Origin of the sequence: Thalassospira sp., from assembly GCF_048059015.1 — a bacterium.
Taxonomy (GTDB): domain Bacteria; phylum Pseudomonadota; class Alphaproteobacteria; order Rhodospirillales; family Thalassospiraceae; genus Thalassospira.
The window spans coordinates 74392-89912 of sequence record NZ_JBLLNT010000007.1; the positions used below are offsets into that span (position 1 = coordinate 74392).

13 protein-coding genes and 2 tRNA genes are annotated in these 15521 nt (G+C 53.5%); 9 read left to right on the plus strand and 6 right to left on the minus strand.

The window, feature by feature from the left end; genetic code table 11:
- Positions 1-347 precede the first annotated feature (347 nt).
- Positions 348-1235, minus strand: a complete 888-nt coding sequence (locus ACMZ66_RS11175) for a LysR family transcriptional regulator (protein WP_416937283.1) — start codon at positions 1233-1235, stop codon at positions 348-350.
- A gap of 119 nt (positions 1236-1354) precedes the next feature.
- On the opposite strand from ACMZ66_RS11175, the gene ACMZ66_RS11180 reads away from it, so the two are divergent.
- Both ACMZ66_RS11180 and ACMZ66_RS11185 read left to right on the plus strand, forming a co-directional pair.
- Complete coding sequence (locus tag ACMZ66_RS11180; RefSeq protein WP_416937284.1) at positions 1355-2659, plus strand: aspartate aminotransferase family protein; 1305 nt, start codon at positions 1355-1357, stop codon at positions 2657-2659.
- A gap of 78 nt (positions 2660-2737) precedes the next feature.
- Positions 2738-3046 (plus strand): Dabb family protein, encoded by a 309-nt coding sequence (locus tag ACMZ66_RS11185; protein WP_416937285.1) that lies wholly within the window; start codon positions 2738-2740, stop codon positions 3044-3046.
- Positions 3047-3105: 59 nt separating this feature from the next.
- Here ACMZ66_RS11185 and ACMZ66_RS11190 read toward each other — a convergent pair.
- A tRNA-Val gene (locus tag ACMZ66_RS11190) sits at positions 3106-3182 on the minus strand.
- 16 nt (positions 3183-3198) lie between these two features.
- Positions 3199-3275 (minus strand) — tRNA-Val (locus ACMZ66_RS11195).
- A gap of 224 nt (positions 3276-3499) precedes the next feature.
- Between ACMZ66_RS11195 and ACMZ66_RS11200 the strand changes: the two genes are divergently transcribed.
- A complete protein-coding gene (locus ACMZ66_RS11200; RefSeq protein WP_416937286.1) occupies positions 3500-4366 on the plus strand; it encodes an N-formylglutamate amidohydrolase in 867 nt (288 codons plus the stop codon).
- Positions 4366-4941 (plus strand): GNAT family N-acetyltransferase, encoded by a 576-nt coding sequence (locus tag ACMZ66_RS11205; protein WP_416937287.1) that lies wholly within the window; start codon positions 4366-4368, stop codon positions 4939-4941. Before ACMZ66_RS11200 ends, ACMZ66_RS11205 begins: the two co-directional genes overlap by 1 nt.
- A gap of 718 nt (positions 4942-5659) precedes the next feature.
- On the opposite strand, the gene ACMZ66_RS11210 is transcribed toward ACMZ66_RS11205, so the two are convergent.
- The 3 genes from ACMZ66_RS11210 to dgcN all read right to left on the minus strand — a co-directional run bounded on the left by ACMZ66_RS11210 (position 5660) and on the right by dgcN (position 9219).
- Positions 5660-6862 (minus strand): diguanylate cyclase, encoded by a 1203-nt coding sequence (locus ACMZ66_RS11210; RefSeq protein ID WP_416937288.1) that lies wholly within the window; start codon positions 6860-6862, stop codon positions 5660-5662.
- A 370-nt stretch (positions 6863-7232) separates the two neighbouring features.
- Positions 7233-8213 carry an N-acetyl-D-Glu racemase DgcA gene (gene dgcA, locus ACMZ66_RS11215; protein ID WP_416937289.1) on the minus strand — a complete coding sequence of 327 codons (981 nt, stop codon included), beginning with the start codon at positions 8211-8213 and terminating at the stop codon, positions 7233-7235.
- A gap of 1 nt (position 8214) precedes the next feature.
- Complete coding sequence (dgcN, locus tag ACMZ66_RS11220) at positions 8215-9219, minus strand: N-acetyltransferase DgcN (protein WP_416937290.1); 1005 nt, start codon at positions 9217-9219, stop codon at positions 8215-8217.
- Positions 9220-9489: 270 nt separating this feature from the next.
- Here dgcN and ACMZ66_RS11225 point away from each other — a divergent pair, with 270 nt between their 5' ends.
- From ACMZ66_RS11225 to ACMZ66_RS11245, 5 genes are all read left to right on the plus strand, one after another.
- The gene (locus ACMZ66_RS11225) at positions 9490-10839 is read left to right on the plus strand and encodes a glutamine synthetase family protein (RefSeq protein WP_416937291.1); all 1350 of its coding nucleotides are present in this window, start codon (positions 9490-9492) and stop codon (positions 10837-10839) included.
- 215 nt (positions 10840-11054) lie between these two features.
- A complete protein-coding gene (locus tag ACMZ66_RS11230; RefSeq protein WP_416937292.1) occupies positions 11055-12179 on the plus strand; it encodes a polyamine ABC transporter substrate-binding protein in 1125 nt (374 codons plus the stop codon).
- 396 nt (positions 12180-12575) lie between these two features.
- Complete coding sequence (locus ACMZ66_RS11235; protein WP_416937293.1) at positions 12576-13742, plus strand: ABC transporter ATP-binding protein; 1167 nt, start codon at positions 12576-12578, stop codon at positions 13740-13742.
- The gene (locus ACMZ66_RS11240) at positions 13739-14668 is read left to right on the plus strand and encodes an ABC transporter permease subunit (RefSeq protein WP_416937294.1); all 930 of its coding nucleotides are present in this window, start codon (positions 13739-13741) and stop codon (positions 14666-14668) included. The genes ACMZ66_RS11235 and ACMZ66_RS11240 overlap by 4 nt, the downstream gene beginning before the upstream one ends.
- Positions 14665-15504, plus strand: a complete 840-nt coding sequence (locus tag ACMZ66_RS11245; RefSeq protein WP_416937295.1) for an ABC transporter permease subunit — start codon at positions 14665-14667, stop codon at positions 15502-15504. The genes ACMZ66_RS11240 and ACMZ66_RS11245 overlap by 4 nt, the downstream gene beginning before the upstream one ends.
- The last annotated feature ends 17 nt before the right edge of the window (positions 15505-15521 follow it).

A 15521-nucleotide genomic window follows, 5' to 3' on the forward strand; every position in this document is an offset into this window, starting at 1 on the left:
TAATAGTTTTCCCTGCTCTGCTGCTTGTTGGTATGCAACTTCGGGCAAAAAACCTAGTGCAGACCTCTCAGTATCAGCCGCTTCCTGGCAATCGGTCACAAACTTAAATACGTCGACAGCCCTTGATAGAACTGAGAACCCAATACCCAACAGAGCCCCCCCCTCCTTAATTCAACACCTACTAATTCGTATAATATTGAGCAGGCCAACCACACAAGCACTAGTTAAAGTAGAACTTCATTTTTCTCACTAGAGGCTAAATTGACAATTCGTTTAGCGTTTGCCTAAAACCGCAACCAAAGAGAAGTCCGAGAGCGAGCTCATTGAGGCGAAATGCACGCAACTCCTTACAAAAACGGCAGCATGTTTTTCACGTGGTCGGTAAAGGCAATGATGGCAGGGCTGTCGCTCCCCTCACCACGCAAAACCTTAAGACCAAGCCGAGGCAAAATCGGCAAAGGTGCTTTGAGGATGAACAGGTCATTGGGCACTGCCTTTTGCATCATGACACTGATAGCAAGACCTGATCGTGCCACCGCGATCAAGCCGGTCAGGCTGCTACTGGCATATGCAATCTTATAAGGTATACCCGCCGCGTCCATCGCATCACAAGCGGCCCTGTGATCAAGTGCGTTGGAAGCTGGCAGGGCCAGCGGGATGGGCGATGGACCTGTGGCACTATCCCCCGCATCCATTTTGAAATCATGCAGATCAAGGGTTGGTTTGCTGCCGACCCAGGCGAGTTGTTCGGTTCGCACGAGGTCGGTCTCGGCATTCGGGTCCGCCACCGAGACCAATGCCAGATCGATCTGACGGGCACGCAGCATTTTATGCAGTTCGGGCGTCGGCGCCGACACCACCTTGATCTCGACATCCGGATAGATCGTCCCGAAGCTTTTAAGCAGTGCCGGGAAAAACGCGATCAGGTAATCCTCCGGGCAGCCAAACACCATGGATCCACGAAGCCCCTTGTCGGAGAAGGCAAAAACGGCCTCGTCATGCAGTTTTAAAATTCGTTCGGCATAACCAAGGAACCGTTCACCACTTCCGGTCAGGGTAACGCCACTGCCACTGCGGTGAAACAGCGTCTGGCCAAGGGTCTCTTCCAGACGCTGGATCTGCATGGTGACGGTCGATTGCGTGCGACCGACCTGAATGGCGGTGGCGCTTAACGTGCCGGAATGGGCCGCGCGGACGAAGGTTGTCAGGGTTTTGAGATCAAGCAATGTCTGCATGGCGTGCCCGCATTATCAATATTTCCGATACCAGAATACAAGAACTATCAATTTTACGAAAATCCCGCCAGCCGATAAGCTTTGCTCATCAAACGGCACATGCTTGCAGGGAGCTTTTCATGTCACACAACACTGATCCAAAATTCTGGGATGCTGCGAAAAAACATCTGATCCGCTATGGCGGCACGTTTGAGCCTGCCATAATCGAACGTGCAAAGGGTTCGTTTGTGTATGACGCCGACGGGCGCGCGATCCTTGATTTCACATCCGGTCAGATGAGTGCGGTTTTGGGGCATGGCCACCCAAAAATCGTCGAGACCGTGCAGCGCCAGGTCGAAACCGTCGCCCATCTGTTTAGCGGTATGCTGACCCGCCCGGTGGTGACATTGGCTGAGCGGCTGGCCGCCCTTGCGCCAGGACTTGATCGTGTGCTTTTGCTGTCGACCGGGGCTGAAAGCAACGAGGCCGCCATTCGCATGGCAAAGCTTGTGACGGGCAAGCATGAGATCGTCGCATTTTCCAAAAGCTGGCACGGCATGACGGGTGTTGCGGCATCGGCAACCTATAGTGCAGGGCGCAAGGGATATGGGCCGGCCGCCGTCGGGTCGCTAGCCATTCCGGCGCCCAATGCGTTTCGTCCGCGTTTCAAGAATGCCGACGGGTCGCTTGACTGGCAGACGGAACTTGATGACGCCTTTAACCTGATTGACGCACAGTCGACCGGCAATCTGGCGGCGTTCGTTGCCGAACCAATCCTATCGAGCGGCGGGATGTTGGAGCTTCCCAAAGGGTACCTCGTAGCCCTTAAGCAGAAGTGCCAGGAACGCGGGATGCTTTTGATTTTGGACGAAGCACAAACCGGGATTGGCCGCACAGGCACCATGTTTGCCTTTGAACGCGACGGGGTGACACCCGACATTCTTACGCTTTCAAAAACCATCGGTGCCGGCTTGCCGCTTTCGGCCGTGATGACTACGCCGGAAATCGAAGATGCCGCCCATGAAAAAGGCTTCCTGTTCTATACGACCCATGTATCCGATCCCCTACCCGCTGCGGTTGGTGTTACGGTTCTTGATGTGGTCGCGGAAGAAAACCTCGTCGCACGGGCGGGCACCATGGGTAAGAAGCTGTTTGATGGCTTGTCGGGCCTGAAGGACCAATATAGCTGCATTGGCGATGTTCGTGGTCGCGGATTAATGCTGGGCATGGAGATCGTCAAGGATGGCGGTGCATCCGACCATGAATTGGGTGCTGCGATTGCCGCCGAGGCCTTCAAACGCGGGCTTAGCATGAATATCGTCAAGCTTCCGGGCATGGGTGGCGTGTTCCGCATTGCCCCACCGTTGACGATTAGCGAAGAAGAACTTGATCAGGGTATTTCGATCATCAAAGACAGCATTGCGGCAAGCATCAAGTCCGCCTGATCAGGCTTGAAAACATTGACAGAACGGGTCGATCAAAGGTGATATCGGGCTTTGCCCCAATCATCACAAAGGTCCCCCATGATCCGCCACATCGTTCTGGTCAAATTCCAATCTGGCGTCAAACAGGATGAAATCAACAGCCTGTTTGACGCCCTTTCTGATTTAGGTACCCTCATGCCCGGCATGCGCCGGTTTGATGGCGGGATATCGGTCAGCCCGGAAAACCTTGAACAAGGTTTCCGTCACGGGTTCTGCATTGATTTTGATGACGAAGCCGCACGAGATGCCTATCTCGAACATCCCGAACACAAGAAACTCGGTGGGCAGCTGGTTGGCTTGGCCGAGGGCGGATTGGCAGGCTTGATCGTCGTTGATCTGGCAATGTAGCCAAACCTTGGGGCCAGGAAACACAAAACCCCGTGAGCGGACCGCTTACGGGGTGGGAATGGTGGGCCTAACAAAACTCGAACTTGTGACCTCTCGCATGTCAAGCGAACGCTCTAACCAACTGAGCTATAGGCCCCTATGGGTGGGAAAGATGGTGGGCCTAACAAGACTCGAACTTGTGACCTCTCGCATGTCAAGCGAACGCTCTAACCAACTGAGCTATAGGCCCGCAAATCCATCTTTCAAATGACCGCCTCTTTCGCTGTGAAAGGATTGGTCAGCGCCGTTTGCGTCGGCGAGGCGGTATTTAGCCCAAGGCAGACAAAGGTGCAACCCCAGAAATGGTTTTTTGACAAAAAATCTTCATCAATTCTGCTCCAATTACCATATGCTAGAGAAAGGATCGCGGGATAATCAACACACCGTCATCAGGGATGGACATTACGAAAGACAATGAACCAGTTGCCTTCGGAAATCACCTCAACCGGCCCAGCTACTGTTATCCTGCCACCACGGCAAACTCTGCCCGTGGTGTTTGCATCACCACATTCCGGCCGCCAATACCCCCAGGACCTGATCGAAAGCGCGCGCATTGGTTCGTTTGAACTGCGCGCATCAGAGGATGCCTTTGTCGATCAGCTGTTTACCGCCGCCCCGAAATTGGGTGCGCCATTGCTGTGCGCGACATTCCCGCGCGCCTATGTGGATGTAAACCGCGCAGCGATGGAACTTGATCCGCGCATGTTTGACGGCGAACTGCCGCGCGATGCGGAGGTCAATTCGATGCGGGCCCTTTCTGGGCTTGGATCGATCCCGCGCGTCGTTAGTGGCGGGGTTGAGATCTACAAGAGCCGCCTGCCCGTCGAAGAAGCGTTCGAGCGAATTGACACCTATTACCGGCCCTATCACAGCGCGCTTCAGAAATTGATCGACCAGACGCGCGATGAATTTGGCTACTGCATTCTTATTGATTGCCATTCCATGCCCGGTGATTCGTGCGACAGCACAAAAAACCGCGTTGATCTGGTGCTTGGCGATTGCTATGGAAGTTCGTGCCACCCGTCACTGACGCGGTTTGTGGATGACTGTGTTCGCGAAATGGGCTTTGCCCCCTCGCATAATGATCCATATGCCGGGGGTTACTGCACACGCCATTACGGTCGCCCGCAAGAACATGTGCACAGCCTTCAGATCGAGCTTTCCCGCTCGTTATATATGGACGAAGCCACGATCACCCCGCATCGCGGATTTGACGTCCTGCGTGACCAGATGACCAATCTGATCGCGCGCTTCCATGATCTCGACGGGAACCCGTTTTAATGACCGATACCGATACCAGTGAAGTCCTCCACGATCTGGTGATCCGTGATGCCGAACCAGAAGACTTCGAACGCATCACCGAAATCTATGGCCATCACGTCCTTCATGGCTTGGCCTCGTTCGAAGAACGCGCCCCGGAAATCGCCGAGCTGACGTCGCGCTGGCAGCATGTCCGTGAACGCGGTCTGCCCTATCTGGTGGCTGATGTTGATGGCCGTGTCGAGGGCTTTGCCTATGCCGGTGCATATCGTACGCGCCCGGCCTATCGCTTCACGGTCGAAGACACGATTTACATCGCCCCGGATGTTGTCGGCAAAGGTGCCGGTCGAGCCCTCTTGTCGGAACTGATCAAACGCTGCACAGCATTGGGATACCGTCAGATGGTTGCCGTTATTGGTGATAGTGCCAATGTCGCCTCCATCGGCCTGCATGCGCGCCTAGGCTTCCGGGTTGCTGGCACCCTTCAGTCGGCGGGCTTTAAGCTTGGCCGCTGGGTCGATAGCGTGATCATGCAGCGCGGGCTTGGTGATGGTGACAGCAATGAACCGCAAGGCAATCCGACACGCGAGAAATAGCTGACTGTCCAATAGTCATCTCAAATATCAAAGGCGCGGTCACAAGACTGCGCCTTTTGTATTTACAAAGCATCTGTTTCGCGGCAAATCCCCGGAACTCAGCGACTTACTTGGACAATCGCATACCGCCCTTATGGATAGCACAACACATATCCCTATCGGCGATTGATTTGCACCGCACCATTTCCCCAAAACCATAAACATCCATTATGATCAGGCGCGGAGCATATGCTCAAATCGCGTTAAATGGCTGAATTTAGGCAAAAAGAAGGCCGCCTGTGACAGCGGCCCAAGTCTAGGGAGGAAACGTCCAAGAAACGAGCGACAAGTCGCTCGCCGGAATGCACTGCGTCCTACCGCAGCGCACAAATGGAGATTACCCATTTGATGGGGGGGATGCAATAGCTTTTTGACTATTTTTTCGCCAAAAAATTTACTGCATCTTTTTTCATCACAATTTCATGACAATGACGCTGAATCGCCCTCATTTTTCTCAGATCTAGGCTATTTTTTGATCATCGAAGAAAAACGAATTTTCAGGACCGAACGAAAACTCGCCGCGAATCCGAGCGAATCAATCGCACCCCATGCGTGCTAAACGTGCCTGAGTCGCCGCTCAGATGCGATGTCGCAAAGTTATGCACGTCAGGAAGGATAAAATTCAGAGGATTGAAGCGCGCCAAGCAGACATCACCTACGTCGCCTGGCGGCAAAAGAATTAGTTTACGCTTTGATCTGCAGATTGGACCTTGGATGCCGCACAAGGTGCAACCGATTTACGCGCAGGATGACGACGCCCAGAAAGACCGGCCGCGACCATGTCCTCGTGGTCACGACGCTTCTTGGCCTCATACATGCGCCGGTCCGCCAGATCGATCAGGTTATGTGGCAAGGCTATGGCATCGGCAATGCGCTCAGACAGGCCCACACTGGCCTTTTGCACCTGACCATTTTCAAGCGCTGCCAATCCGGGCGCCATCACACGATCAAGCACCTCGGCAGCCTTGACCATATCAAGCTCGGGCAGCAGGACAAGGAACTCCTCCCCGCCCCAGCGCACCACCAGATCTGACCGACGGAATCGATTGATCAGACTTTCACCAACTTCGGTCAGGATGCGGTCACCGTAATCATGCCCGTAACGGTCATTGATCTGCTTGAAATCATCCAAATCAATGAAGGCCACCGTAAAAGGCGCCTTCTTGCGCATGGCGCCATCGAAGCTGACCTTGATCATCTCCATGCCAAAAGCCCGCGTGTAGCAGCCTGTCAGTGGATCGATGGCGATCTCGTGGGCCGCCGTCACAGTACGATAGAGCTGCACCAGGGCCGAGAAGATTGCAAGCGGCACAAGGACAGCCAAAATCATTTCAAGCGGGATCAGTCCGGTCTCAAGCCCGCCCTGAAGGCCAATGACCATAAGCCCGACAATCGGAAGCGCAAGCACACCTGCCTCGGCCAAGGTTACCGGCATGATCGCAATCATGACGACCAGGCCTAGCACCAGGAAGCTGTGCGATGAATGCATTCGATCTGTCGCCAGCGGATCATTACCGCCAAACACGCACAAAAGCGCACTGGCAACAATCAACATCAACATCGGCAAATAAGGGAATCGCCGACGCCAGCGGCTACTTACCGCGCGATTGGCGATCACGGCCGCTGCCACGCCTGCAACAAGCAAGCGCATCATAAAGGTCTGGGACGACCACATTTCGACATGGAAAGAACCATCCCAGAATGGGACAGCAAACATCAGAACAAGAACGAAAAGACCGGCGAAGCGTGCGGAAAGCTGGATCGACTCCTTGCGCCTCAGATGCAGAAGTTCTGCATGTCTGGGCGTATAGAAGAAGTCGCGATAGCAGCACCGCAATACACCCGCAGTGCGCTTACTATCTCTGAGGGGACCAGACAGCACGCAGATCAGCTCCAACATCAATCTTTTCAGGAGCCTACTTGCCCCAGCGTTATGGAGCATCATGGTTCCCTTATTTAACCAAAGATACAACTATCCATTAGAGGTGGAAACAGCCGGAAATCCACCACAACAGCCACGCCGCGCCCCCAAAACCAATGCAACCAATTGAAATATATGCGAAAAATTAACCATTTTTCACAATTGGGCAAAACTTAAAAATTTGAACTTTTTTCAAAGCGCAATCACGACCTGACCAATTCTGGGTTAAAGCCCACAAATGCAAAACGGCGCGCCGGGGTTCGGCGCGCCGTTTCATCATTTCTGCAATCTGATCAGACCCAAAGGTTTGTCAGAGAACTCAAAGCTACGATCAGCCCCACAATTCGCGATCAGGCAATCCCATCACACCATTAGTGAAGCGAAGCGCATGATCGCGGTCCTTGGCCATCCAGATCGGACCATCCAAATCGACAATCCGCGACATAGCACCCGTGATCATCGCAGGCGCCATCGCAAGCGAGGTACCCACCATGCAGCCGGTCATGATCTGCATTCCGGCCTTGGACGCGGCTTCGGCCAGCTCCAAGGCACCGGTGAGGCCACCGGTCTTATCAAGCTTGATATTGATCATGTCATACAGATTGGCCAGACGTGGAATGTCGGCGACCGTATGAATTGATTCGTCCGCACACAGAAGAACCGGGCAATCGATATCGATCAAACCATCATCCTGACCGGCAGGAAGCGGCTGTTCGATCATCTCGACACCAAGCCCGTCAAGTTCGGCACCAATATCGTCAAGCAGATCAAGCGACCAGGCCTCATTGGCATCGACAATGATGCGTGCCCTAGGCGAACCTTCACGCACCGCACGAACCGACTCCAGAACGTTTTCGCCATTCAGCTTAACCTTCAGAAGCGGCGCATGCGCGATCTTGGCTGCTGCAATCCGCATATTGTCTGGCGTATCAATGCTGAGCGTCTCGGCCGTCACAAGGCCTTCTGGTGCCTTATGACCGATCATTTCCCAGACACGACGACCAGAACGCTTGGCCTCCAGATCCCAGTAGGCACAGTCGACAGCATTACGCGCCGCACCTGCCTTCATGGCATCCTGAAGCTCCTTGCGGGTCATGCCGCGTGCAAGGGCATCGGACTGCGCATTGATATCGGCAATAACACCATCAACGGTCTCGCCGTACCGGGCGTAGGGAACGCATTCCCCGTACCCGGTATGCTCGCCATCCGTCAGGGTCACCTTGACCACATGTGCCTCGGTCCGTGCCCCGCGCGAGATTTTAAAAACCTGCGCCAGAGGAAAGACTTCGGAAATCACACTTAGCTTTGGCAACTCAGATCTCCTGGAGTTTGTCGACGATCGACACAACGCCGGTACGAACCGGGTCAACTGCCGGCAGACCGAATTCTTCTTCGATCTCGGCCAGAAGTTTGGTCGCGGCCGCGTCATCAAGCGCTTTGGTGTTGATCGCAAAACCGACAACCTTGCAATCCGGGTTGGTCAGCTTGGCATGCATCAGGTTCACTTCCATGCAGGTCTTGAGATCCGGAAGTTTGTAGCCCGGAAGACCACGCATATGCGCACGGGTCGGCTCATGACAAATCACAAGCGCATCCGCCTGCGAGCCGTGGATCAGCCCCATCGTCACACCAGAGAAGGATGCATGGAACAGGCTGCCCTGACCTTCGATCACGTCCCAATGATCTGCATCATTGGCCGGAGCAATGGTTTCAACGGCACCGGAAATAAAGTCGGAAATCACCGCATCGACCGAGATACCCTCGCCCGCGATGAAAATGCCGGTCTGGCCGGTGGCACGGAAGTCAGACTTCATGCCGCGCTTTTTCATTTCCGCGTCAATCGCAAGGGTGGTGTACATCTTGCCGACCGAGCAATCGGTGCCAACAGCAAGAACACGCTTACCGGAACGCTTTTCACCGTTACCAACCGGGACTTTGCCGTCAAAATGACGAACGTCAAACAGGCTGACACCTTTGGCAGCAGCAGCTTCGACCAGTTCAGGGATCGTTGAAAGACGGGTGTGAAGGCCGTTGGCGATGTCCATGCCCGCATCAATTGCAGCAAGAAGCGTTTCCATCCAAGCCGGGCCAATGATGCCGCCACGGTTGGCAACACCAAGAACCAGTGTCTTGACACCAGCTGCCTTTGCTTCGGCAATCGACATTTCGGTCAAACCGAGATCCGCTTGACAACCCGGCAGGCTCAGCTGTCCAACGCACCATTCCGGGCGCCATTGTTTGATGCCAATTGCGGTTTTTGCGGCCAGTTCGTCCGGCGCGTCACCAAGAAACATAAGATAGGGATGTGCGATTTTCATATTACCTCCTTGACCAGCGTCCAAACGCTGCCCTTATAATCTGGAGCGACTATAGCGCAATATGGTGGACCCGTTCCAGATATATGAATTGATATCTTCGACGATATCACCAATATTTCGACTATAATTCGAAAAACAAGATCAATAATAAAATTAAATACAAAACTCTTTGAAGACCAACATCCTTTCTTGTGAAATTTGTCGGGAATGGCCCGAAAAACGCAAGAAAATGCAATTTTGAAGGACTGGCGTGAAAGCGCCCGACTACACATGAGCACCGATCTCAAGAAGTGGCTATCTGAGCGAAAAATCGAAGAAGTCGAATGCATTGTACCGGACATGTCAGGGGTGGCCCGGGGCAAGGTTCTGCCAACGCAGAAATTCCTGAAGGGATTGGAGGCCCAAAGCCTTGCTATCCCGGAGGCCATTTTCTGCCTGACTGTGACTGGCGGATACCCCGAAGAAACCGATGCATTCCTTGATCCGGCGGAAAAAGACGTTGCCATGGTTCCCGATCCGGAAACCGTGCGCGTTGTTCCCTGGTACGAGGAGCCGACAGCACAGATCATCTGCGACTGCTATCACTTCTCTGGCGAGGAAGTTTCCACCTCGCCGCGCGGAGTCCTCAAGCGCGTTCTCAAGGCTTTTGAAGACCGCGGCATGAAGCCCGTGATTGCGCCGGAACTTGAATTCTATCTGGTTGCCAAGAACACCGACCCGGATAACCCGCTGGAGCCGCCAATTGGCCGTTCCGGACGTCCGGAACGCGCATCCAACGCGTTTGGGATCGACGCAATCAACGAATTCGACCCGTTGATCGAAGACCTTTATGACTATTGCGAGGCCATGGATATCGACGCCGATACCATGAGCCACGAGTCTGGCCCCGCCCAGCTTGAAATGAACTTCAACCATGGTGACCCGCTTGAACTGGCCGATCAGGCCTTCCTGTTCAAGCGCACGCTGCGCGAAACAGCACTCAAGCACGGAGTCTATGGGACATTCATGGCAAAGCCGATGGGCAACCTGCCCGGAAGTTCCATGCATATTCACCAGAGTCTTCTGAACATCGACACCGGCAAGAACCTGTTTGCCGATGACGACGGCGAAAACTCCAAGCTGTTCCTGAACTATATTGGTGGCCTGCAGCGTTACCTTCCGGCAGCCATGCCGCTCCTGGCACCGAACATGAACAGCTATCGCCGACTGCAACCGTGGTCCGATGCACCGATCAACATGCATTGGTCCCTTGATAACCGCACGGTTGGCCTGCGCCAGCCAAACGGCCCGCCCGCAGCACGTCGTATCGAAAACCGTCTGCCGGGTGCCGATGCAAACCCGTATCTGGCGGTTGCGGCGTCACTTGCTTGTGGTCTTTTGGGTATCTTAGAGGAAGTCGAACCGACGGCACCGATCGAAGGATCGGGTTATGACCGGGCGCATTCCCTGCCCCGCCATATCCACGAGGCACTGGCCAAATTCCAGCGTTGCAAACCGCTTAAAGAACTTCTCGGCGAAGAGTTCGCAGCAGCGGTTATCGCTGTGAAGGAAGCGGAATGGGATGCATACCAGACCGTGATCAGCGCGTGGGAACGTGAGCATCTTCTGCTCAACGTCTAAATACCTATGATCGAATTTTGCGCCGGGAGACGTAACCCGGCGCAAGATTCTTGCATCACTGATGCCTAATTTTTCACTTGATGCGAAAAATGCACAAATTTCCATCTTGTGTTTGACAATATCCTGATGCATTCGAAGGATATTAGGGACTGTGGGCAAACTAAAAAACACGGCCCCGAACTTTTCAAACGCTGCCACATGGGAGGCTCAGCGAAATGAAATCTCTTCTTAAATCTTCAAGCCTTGTTGTGCTTGCAACCTTCGGCCTTGCCGGTGCGGCGCATGCAGAAGGTGTCCTGAACATCTACAACTGGTCGGACTATATTGGCGAAGAAACCATCGCCAACTTCGAAAAAGAGACCGGCATCAAGGTCAACTACGACGTCTATGACAGCAACCAGGTTGTCGAAGCAAAGCTTCTGGCTGGCAATTCAGGTTATGACATCGTTGTTCCGACCCTGGCCGATGCCGAACGTCTGATCCGCGCGAAAATCTTCCAGCCGATCGACAAGTCGAAACTGTCGAACTACGGCAATCTTGATCCGGTCATCCTGCAGCAGCAGGCAAAGTACGACCCGGACAACACCTATGCTGTTCCGTATTTCTGGGGTACGAACGGCTTTGGCTACAACGTCGCGAAGGTCCAGGAAGTTCTGGGCGATGACGCGCCGGTCGATAGCTGGGCGATGATCTTTGATCCGAAATATGCGGAACCGCTGTCGAAATGCGGCCTTTCCCTGCTGGACGATCCGGGCGAAATCGTACCGCTCGTGAACTTCTATCTCGGCAATGTGCCGGATGGCGCACCGACCAGCGAGTCGATTGAAAGTGCCTTTGCCGAGCTCGATAAAATTCGTCCGCACGTGACCTATTTCCACAGCTCGCAATACATCAACGACCTGGCAAACGGTAACACCTGTATTTCTGTTGGTTGGTCGGGCGATGTCGGCATGGCAGCGCTTCGTGCTGAAGAAGCTGGCAACGGCAACGAGATCAAGTATGTCATTCCGAAGGAAGGCACCCTGATCTGGTTCGATGCCATGATGATCCCGGAAGATGCTCCGAACCCGGAACTGGCACACAAGTTCATCGATTACGTTCTGCGTGCTGATGTAGAAGCAGACATCGCAAACTATGTTGCCTATGCAACTCCGAACCTTGCAGCCATGGAAATGGTTGACGAAGCACTCCTGAACGATCCGGGCATCTACCCGCCGCAGGAAGTTAAAGAACGTCTTCGTTCCAAGGTCAACCGGATTCACGCCTTCTGCGTACCCGTACCCGTATGTGGACGAAACTCAAAACCGGTCAGTAAGAAATCATCCCAATTGATCTCGTGATCATCGGGTTTTCAGACCAGCAAGGGCGCGATTACGATCGCGCCCTTTTGCGTTACTGGCACACACCAGCAGAACAAAGACGCCATGGCTTGTGACTCGCAATAAGACCTGTAATCAACATCACATGCCTTGGCGAAAACCCGACCCGCACCGTTATCGAATAATGCACATTTTCTGAACACCCAAAGGTCATTTTCTGCCGTTTTCGGTGGCAAAAACTAATTGTTGTTCAAAATATCGCACACCCCTCTTTACAGATTGTAGAATTGCTTCATCCTGTTAATCAGAACGAACCGACCTATCAGCACAGGCGCAACAAACAACGATTGCGCAGCAGGTCATCAGGGACTGTCGTCTGATCTATTTCGGTTCATCGTGACATTGACAAAGGGGAGAATGCTGGTGCCAGAGGCGGTTTTGGATCGCGCGCATGAGGACGTGCACAAGACGCAACCTTGGAACAATCCAGACGCGGTTCCCTATATCCGCTTCGAGAATGTGACCAAGAAATTCGGCGACTTCTATGCCGTTGATGATGTTTCCCTTGATATTTATCGCCACGAACTTTTTGCCCTTCTGGGTGGTTCGGGCTGCGGGAAAACAACATTGCTGCGCATGCTCGCCGGGTTCGAAGAACCCACATCCGGTAAAATCTATATCGACGGGATCGATATGGCAGGTGTTCCGGCCTATGAGCGCCCAACCAACATGATGTTCCAGTCCTATGCCCTCTTCCCGCATATGAGTGTTGAGCAAAACGTTGCTTTCGGTCTTGTTCAAGACGGCGTTTCCCGACGAGAAATCAAGGAACTGGTCGCCGAGATGCTGGGCCTGGTTCAAATGAGCAAGTTTGCCAAACGCAAACCTCATCAGCTTTCCGGTGGTCAGCGTCAGCGTGTTGCCCTTGCCCGCTCCCTGATCAAACGCCCGAAGGTGTTGTTGCTTGATGAGCCGCTGGGCGCACTTGATAAAAAGCTTCGTGAACAAACCCAGTTCGAGCTGGTCAATATTCAGGAAAAGGTCGGCACCACCTTTGTCATGGTAACCCATGACCAGGAAGAAGCCATGACCATGGCATCGCGCATTGCGGTGATGAATGAAGGTGTCATCAATCAGACCGGCACACCGTTCGAACTTTATGAATATCCCAACAGCCGCTATACCGCGAACTTCCTTGGCCAGGTCAATCTGATCGAAGGTGTTCTGGTCGATGACGACGAAAAATACGCAGTCATCAAATCCGATGAAGCCGATTGCGATATTTACATCGATCACGCTGTTCAGGGCCATCGCGGCATGACTTTCTGGGCCGCCATCCGTCCGGAACGCCTGCGCATTACCAAAGAAGCCCCCGAAGACAGCAAATATAACTGCGTATCGGGCAAGGTTGAGGAGATCGGATATCTTGGTGGTATCTCGACCTATCACGTGCGCCTTGCCAGCGGTAAACGCATCAAGGTGACAGAGCCGAACTCAACCCGACAGATCGAACCACGCTACACGTGGGAAGACAGTGTTTGGGTATCGTGGGAGGCCGGGGCTGCTTCGGTTCTGAACAAATGAGCAGTGACAAGTTAAGCCTAAAGCAAAAATTTGATCGCTGGATGATCAAACATGGCCGTGTTCTGGTCATTGGCATCCCGTATTTCTGGCTCTTTTTGTTTTTCCTCGTGCCATTCCTGATCGTTCTCAAGATCAGTTTTTCCATGGCCGAGTATGCTCAACCACCCTATACCTCGTTGTTTGAGTGGATTGATGAAGGCATTACGATAACTCTGAACTTCGGGAACTATTTGTTCCTGTTATCTGACAGCCTTTATGCCACCGCCTATTTGAATTCGATCCGGATCGCGGCGATTTCGACCGTCATCACCCTTCTGATCGGCTACCCGATGGCCTACGGCATTGCCCGTGCTCGTGGCTCGATCAGAAGCGTTTTGTTGATGTTGGTGATCCTGCCGTTCTGGACCAGCTTCCTGATCCGCGTTTATGCCTGGATCGGCATTCTCGACCGTGAAGGACTGATCAATGCCTTCCTGCTTTGGACCGGGATCATTTCCGAACCGCTGATCATGCGCCAGACCGAATTCGCGGTATATGTCGGCATTGTTTACACCTACCTGCCCTTCATGATCCTGCCGCTTTATTCGACACTTGAGAAGATGGATGTCAGCCTGATTGAAGCGGCCCTCGACCTTGGTTGCAAACCATGGCAAGCCTTCGTCAAGGTGACCCTTCCGCTGTCTCTTCCGGGGATTTTGGCGGGCTCGCTTCTGGTCTTTATTCCGGCTGTTGGTGAATTCGTCATTCCGGAACTTCTGGGTGGTCCGAACACATTGATGATTGGCCGGACATTGTGGAACGAATTCTTTGCCAACCGTGACTGGCCAATTGCATCAAGTGTTGCGATTGCCATGTTGCTGTTCCTTGTTGTTCCAATCATGTGGTTCCAGCACATCCAGTCCAAGCAGGAGGAAGGCAACCAATGAGCAACAAACGTTCAACCTTCCTGATTTCTGCCCTCGTATTTGGCTTTGCGTTCCTGTATGTGCCGATCCTGCTTGTCATGATCTACTCGTTTAACGAGGGCAAGCTGGTCACCGTTTGGGCCGGTTTTTCGACCAAATGGTATGTGTCGTTGTTTTCCAATGACGGCATGATTGATGCAGCATGGAACAGCCTGCGCATTGGCGTGATGTCGGCGACGCTGGCACTTGCATTGGGCACCCCTGCCGGACTTGTGATGTCTCGCTTTGGCCGGTTCAAGGGACGCACCCTGTTTTCGGGCATGATCGCAGCACCGCTTGTGATGCCAGAAGTCATCACCGGTCTGTCCTTGCTGCTCTTGTTTGTAACCCTTGAACAAATGGTTGGCTGGCCTGCAGGCCGTGGCATTTCGACCATCACCATTGCCCACACGACCTTCTGTGCGGCCTATGTTGCGGTTGTCGTGCAGTCACGTCTATCAGGCATGGATATCTCGGTCGAAGAAGCGGCTATGGATCTGGGTGCAAAACCGGCAAAGATCTTCTTTGTCATCACGCTTCCAATGATCCTTCCGGCCCTTCTGGCCGGCTGGCTTCTGTCCTTCACGCTGTCACTCGATGACCTTGTGATTGCAAGCTTTGTCGCAGGTCCTGGCTCAACGACCCTTCCGATGAAGGTCTTCTCATCTGTAAGACTTGGTGTCTCGCCAGAGATCAATGCGCTTGCCACCCTGATCATTTTGGCAGTGTCACTTATGATCGTGATCGCCAGCATCTTGATCCTGCGTTCGGAACGGATGCGCAACCGCGCATCCGCCGAGGCGGAAACACAACACTGATCAGCGCGAGCAACTGA

Excerpts from the sequence above, each read along its gene's own strand:
- ACMZ66_RS11175 (WP_416937283.1), bottom strand. The coding sequence starts at position 1,235 with ATGCAGACATTGCTTGATCTCAAAACCCTGACAACCTTCGTCCGCGCG.
- ACMZ66_RS11180 (WP_416937284.1), top strand. The coding sequence starts at position 1,355 with ATGTCACACAACACTGATCCAAAATTCTGGGATGCTGCGAAAAAACAT.
- ACMZ66_RS11185 (WP_416937285.1), top strand. The coding sequence starts at position 2,738 with ATGATCCGCCACATCGTTCTGGTCAAATTCCAATCTGGCGTCAAACAG.
- ACMZ66_RS11200 (WP_416937286.1), top strand. The coding sequence starts at position 3,500 with ATGAACCAGTTGCCTTCGGAAATCACCTCAACCGGCCCAGCTACTGTT.
- ACMZ66_RS11205 (WP_416937287.1), top strand. The coding sequence starts at position 4,366 with ATGACCGATACCGATACCAGTGAAGTCCTCCACGATCTGGTGATCCGT.
- dgcN (WP_416937290.1), bottom strand. The coding sequence starts at position 9,219 with ATGAAAATCGCACATCCCTATCTTATGTTTCTTGGTGACGCGCCGGAC.
- ACMZ66_RS11225 (WP_416937291.1), top strand. The coding sequence starts at position 9,490 with ATGAGCACCGATCTCAAGAAGTGGCTATCTGAGCGAAAAATCGAAGAA.
- ACMZ66_RS11230 (WP_416937292.1), top strand. The coding sequence starts at position 11,055 with ATGAAATCTCTTCTTAAATCTTCAAGCCTTGTTGTGCTTGCAACCTTC.
- ACMZ66_RS11235 (WP_416937293.1), top strand. The coding sequence starts at position 12,576 with ATGCTGGTGCCAGAGGCGGTTTTGGATCGCGCGCATGAGGACGTGCAC.
- ACMZ66_RS11240 (WP_416937294.1), top strand. The coding sequence starts at position 13,739 with ATGAGCAGTGACAAGTTAAGCCTAAAGCAAAAATTTGATCGCTGGATG.
- ACMZ66_RS11245 (WP_416937295.1), top strand. The coding sequence starts at position 14,665 with ATGAGCAACAAACGTTCAACCTTCCTGATTTCTGCCCTCGTATTTGGC.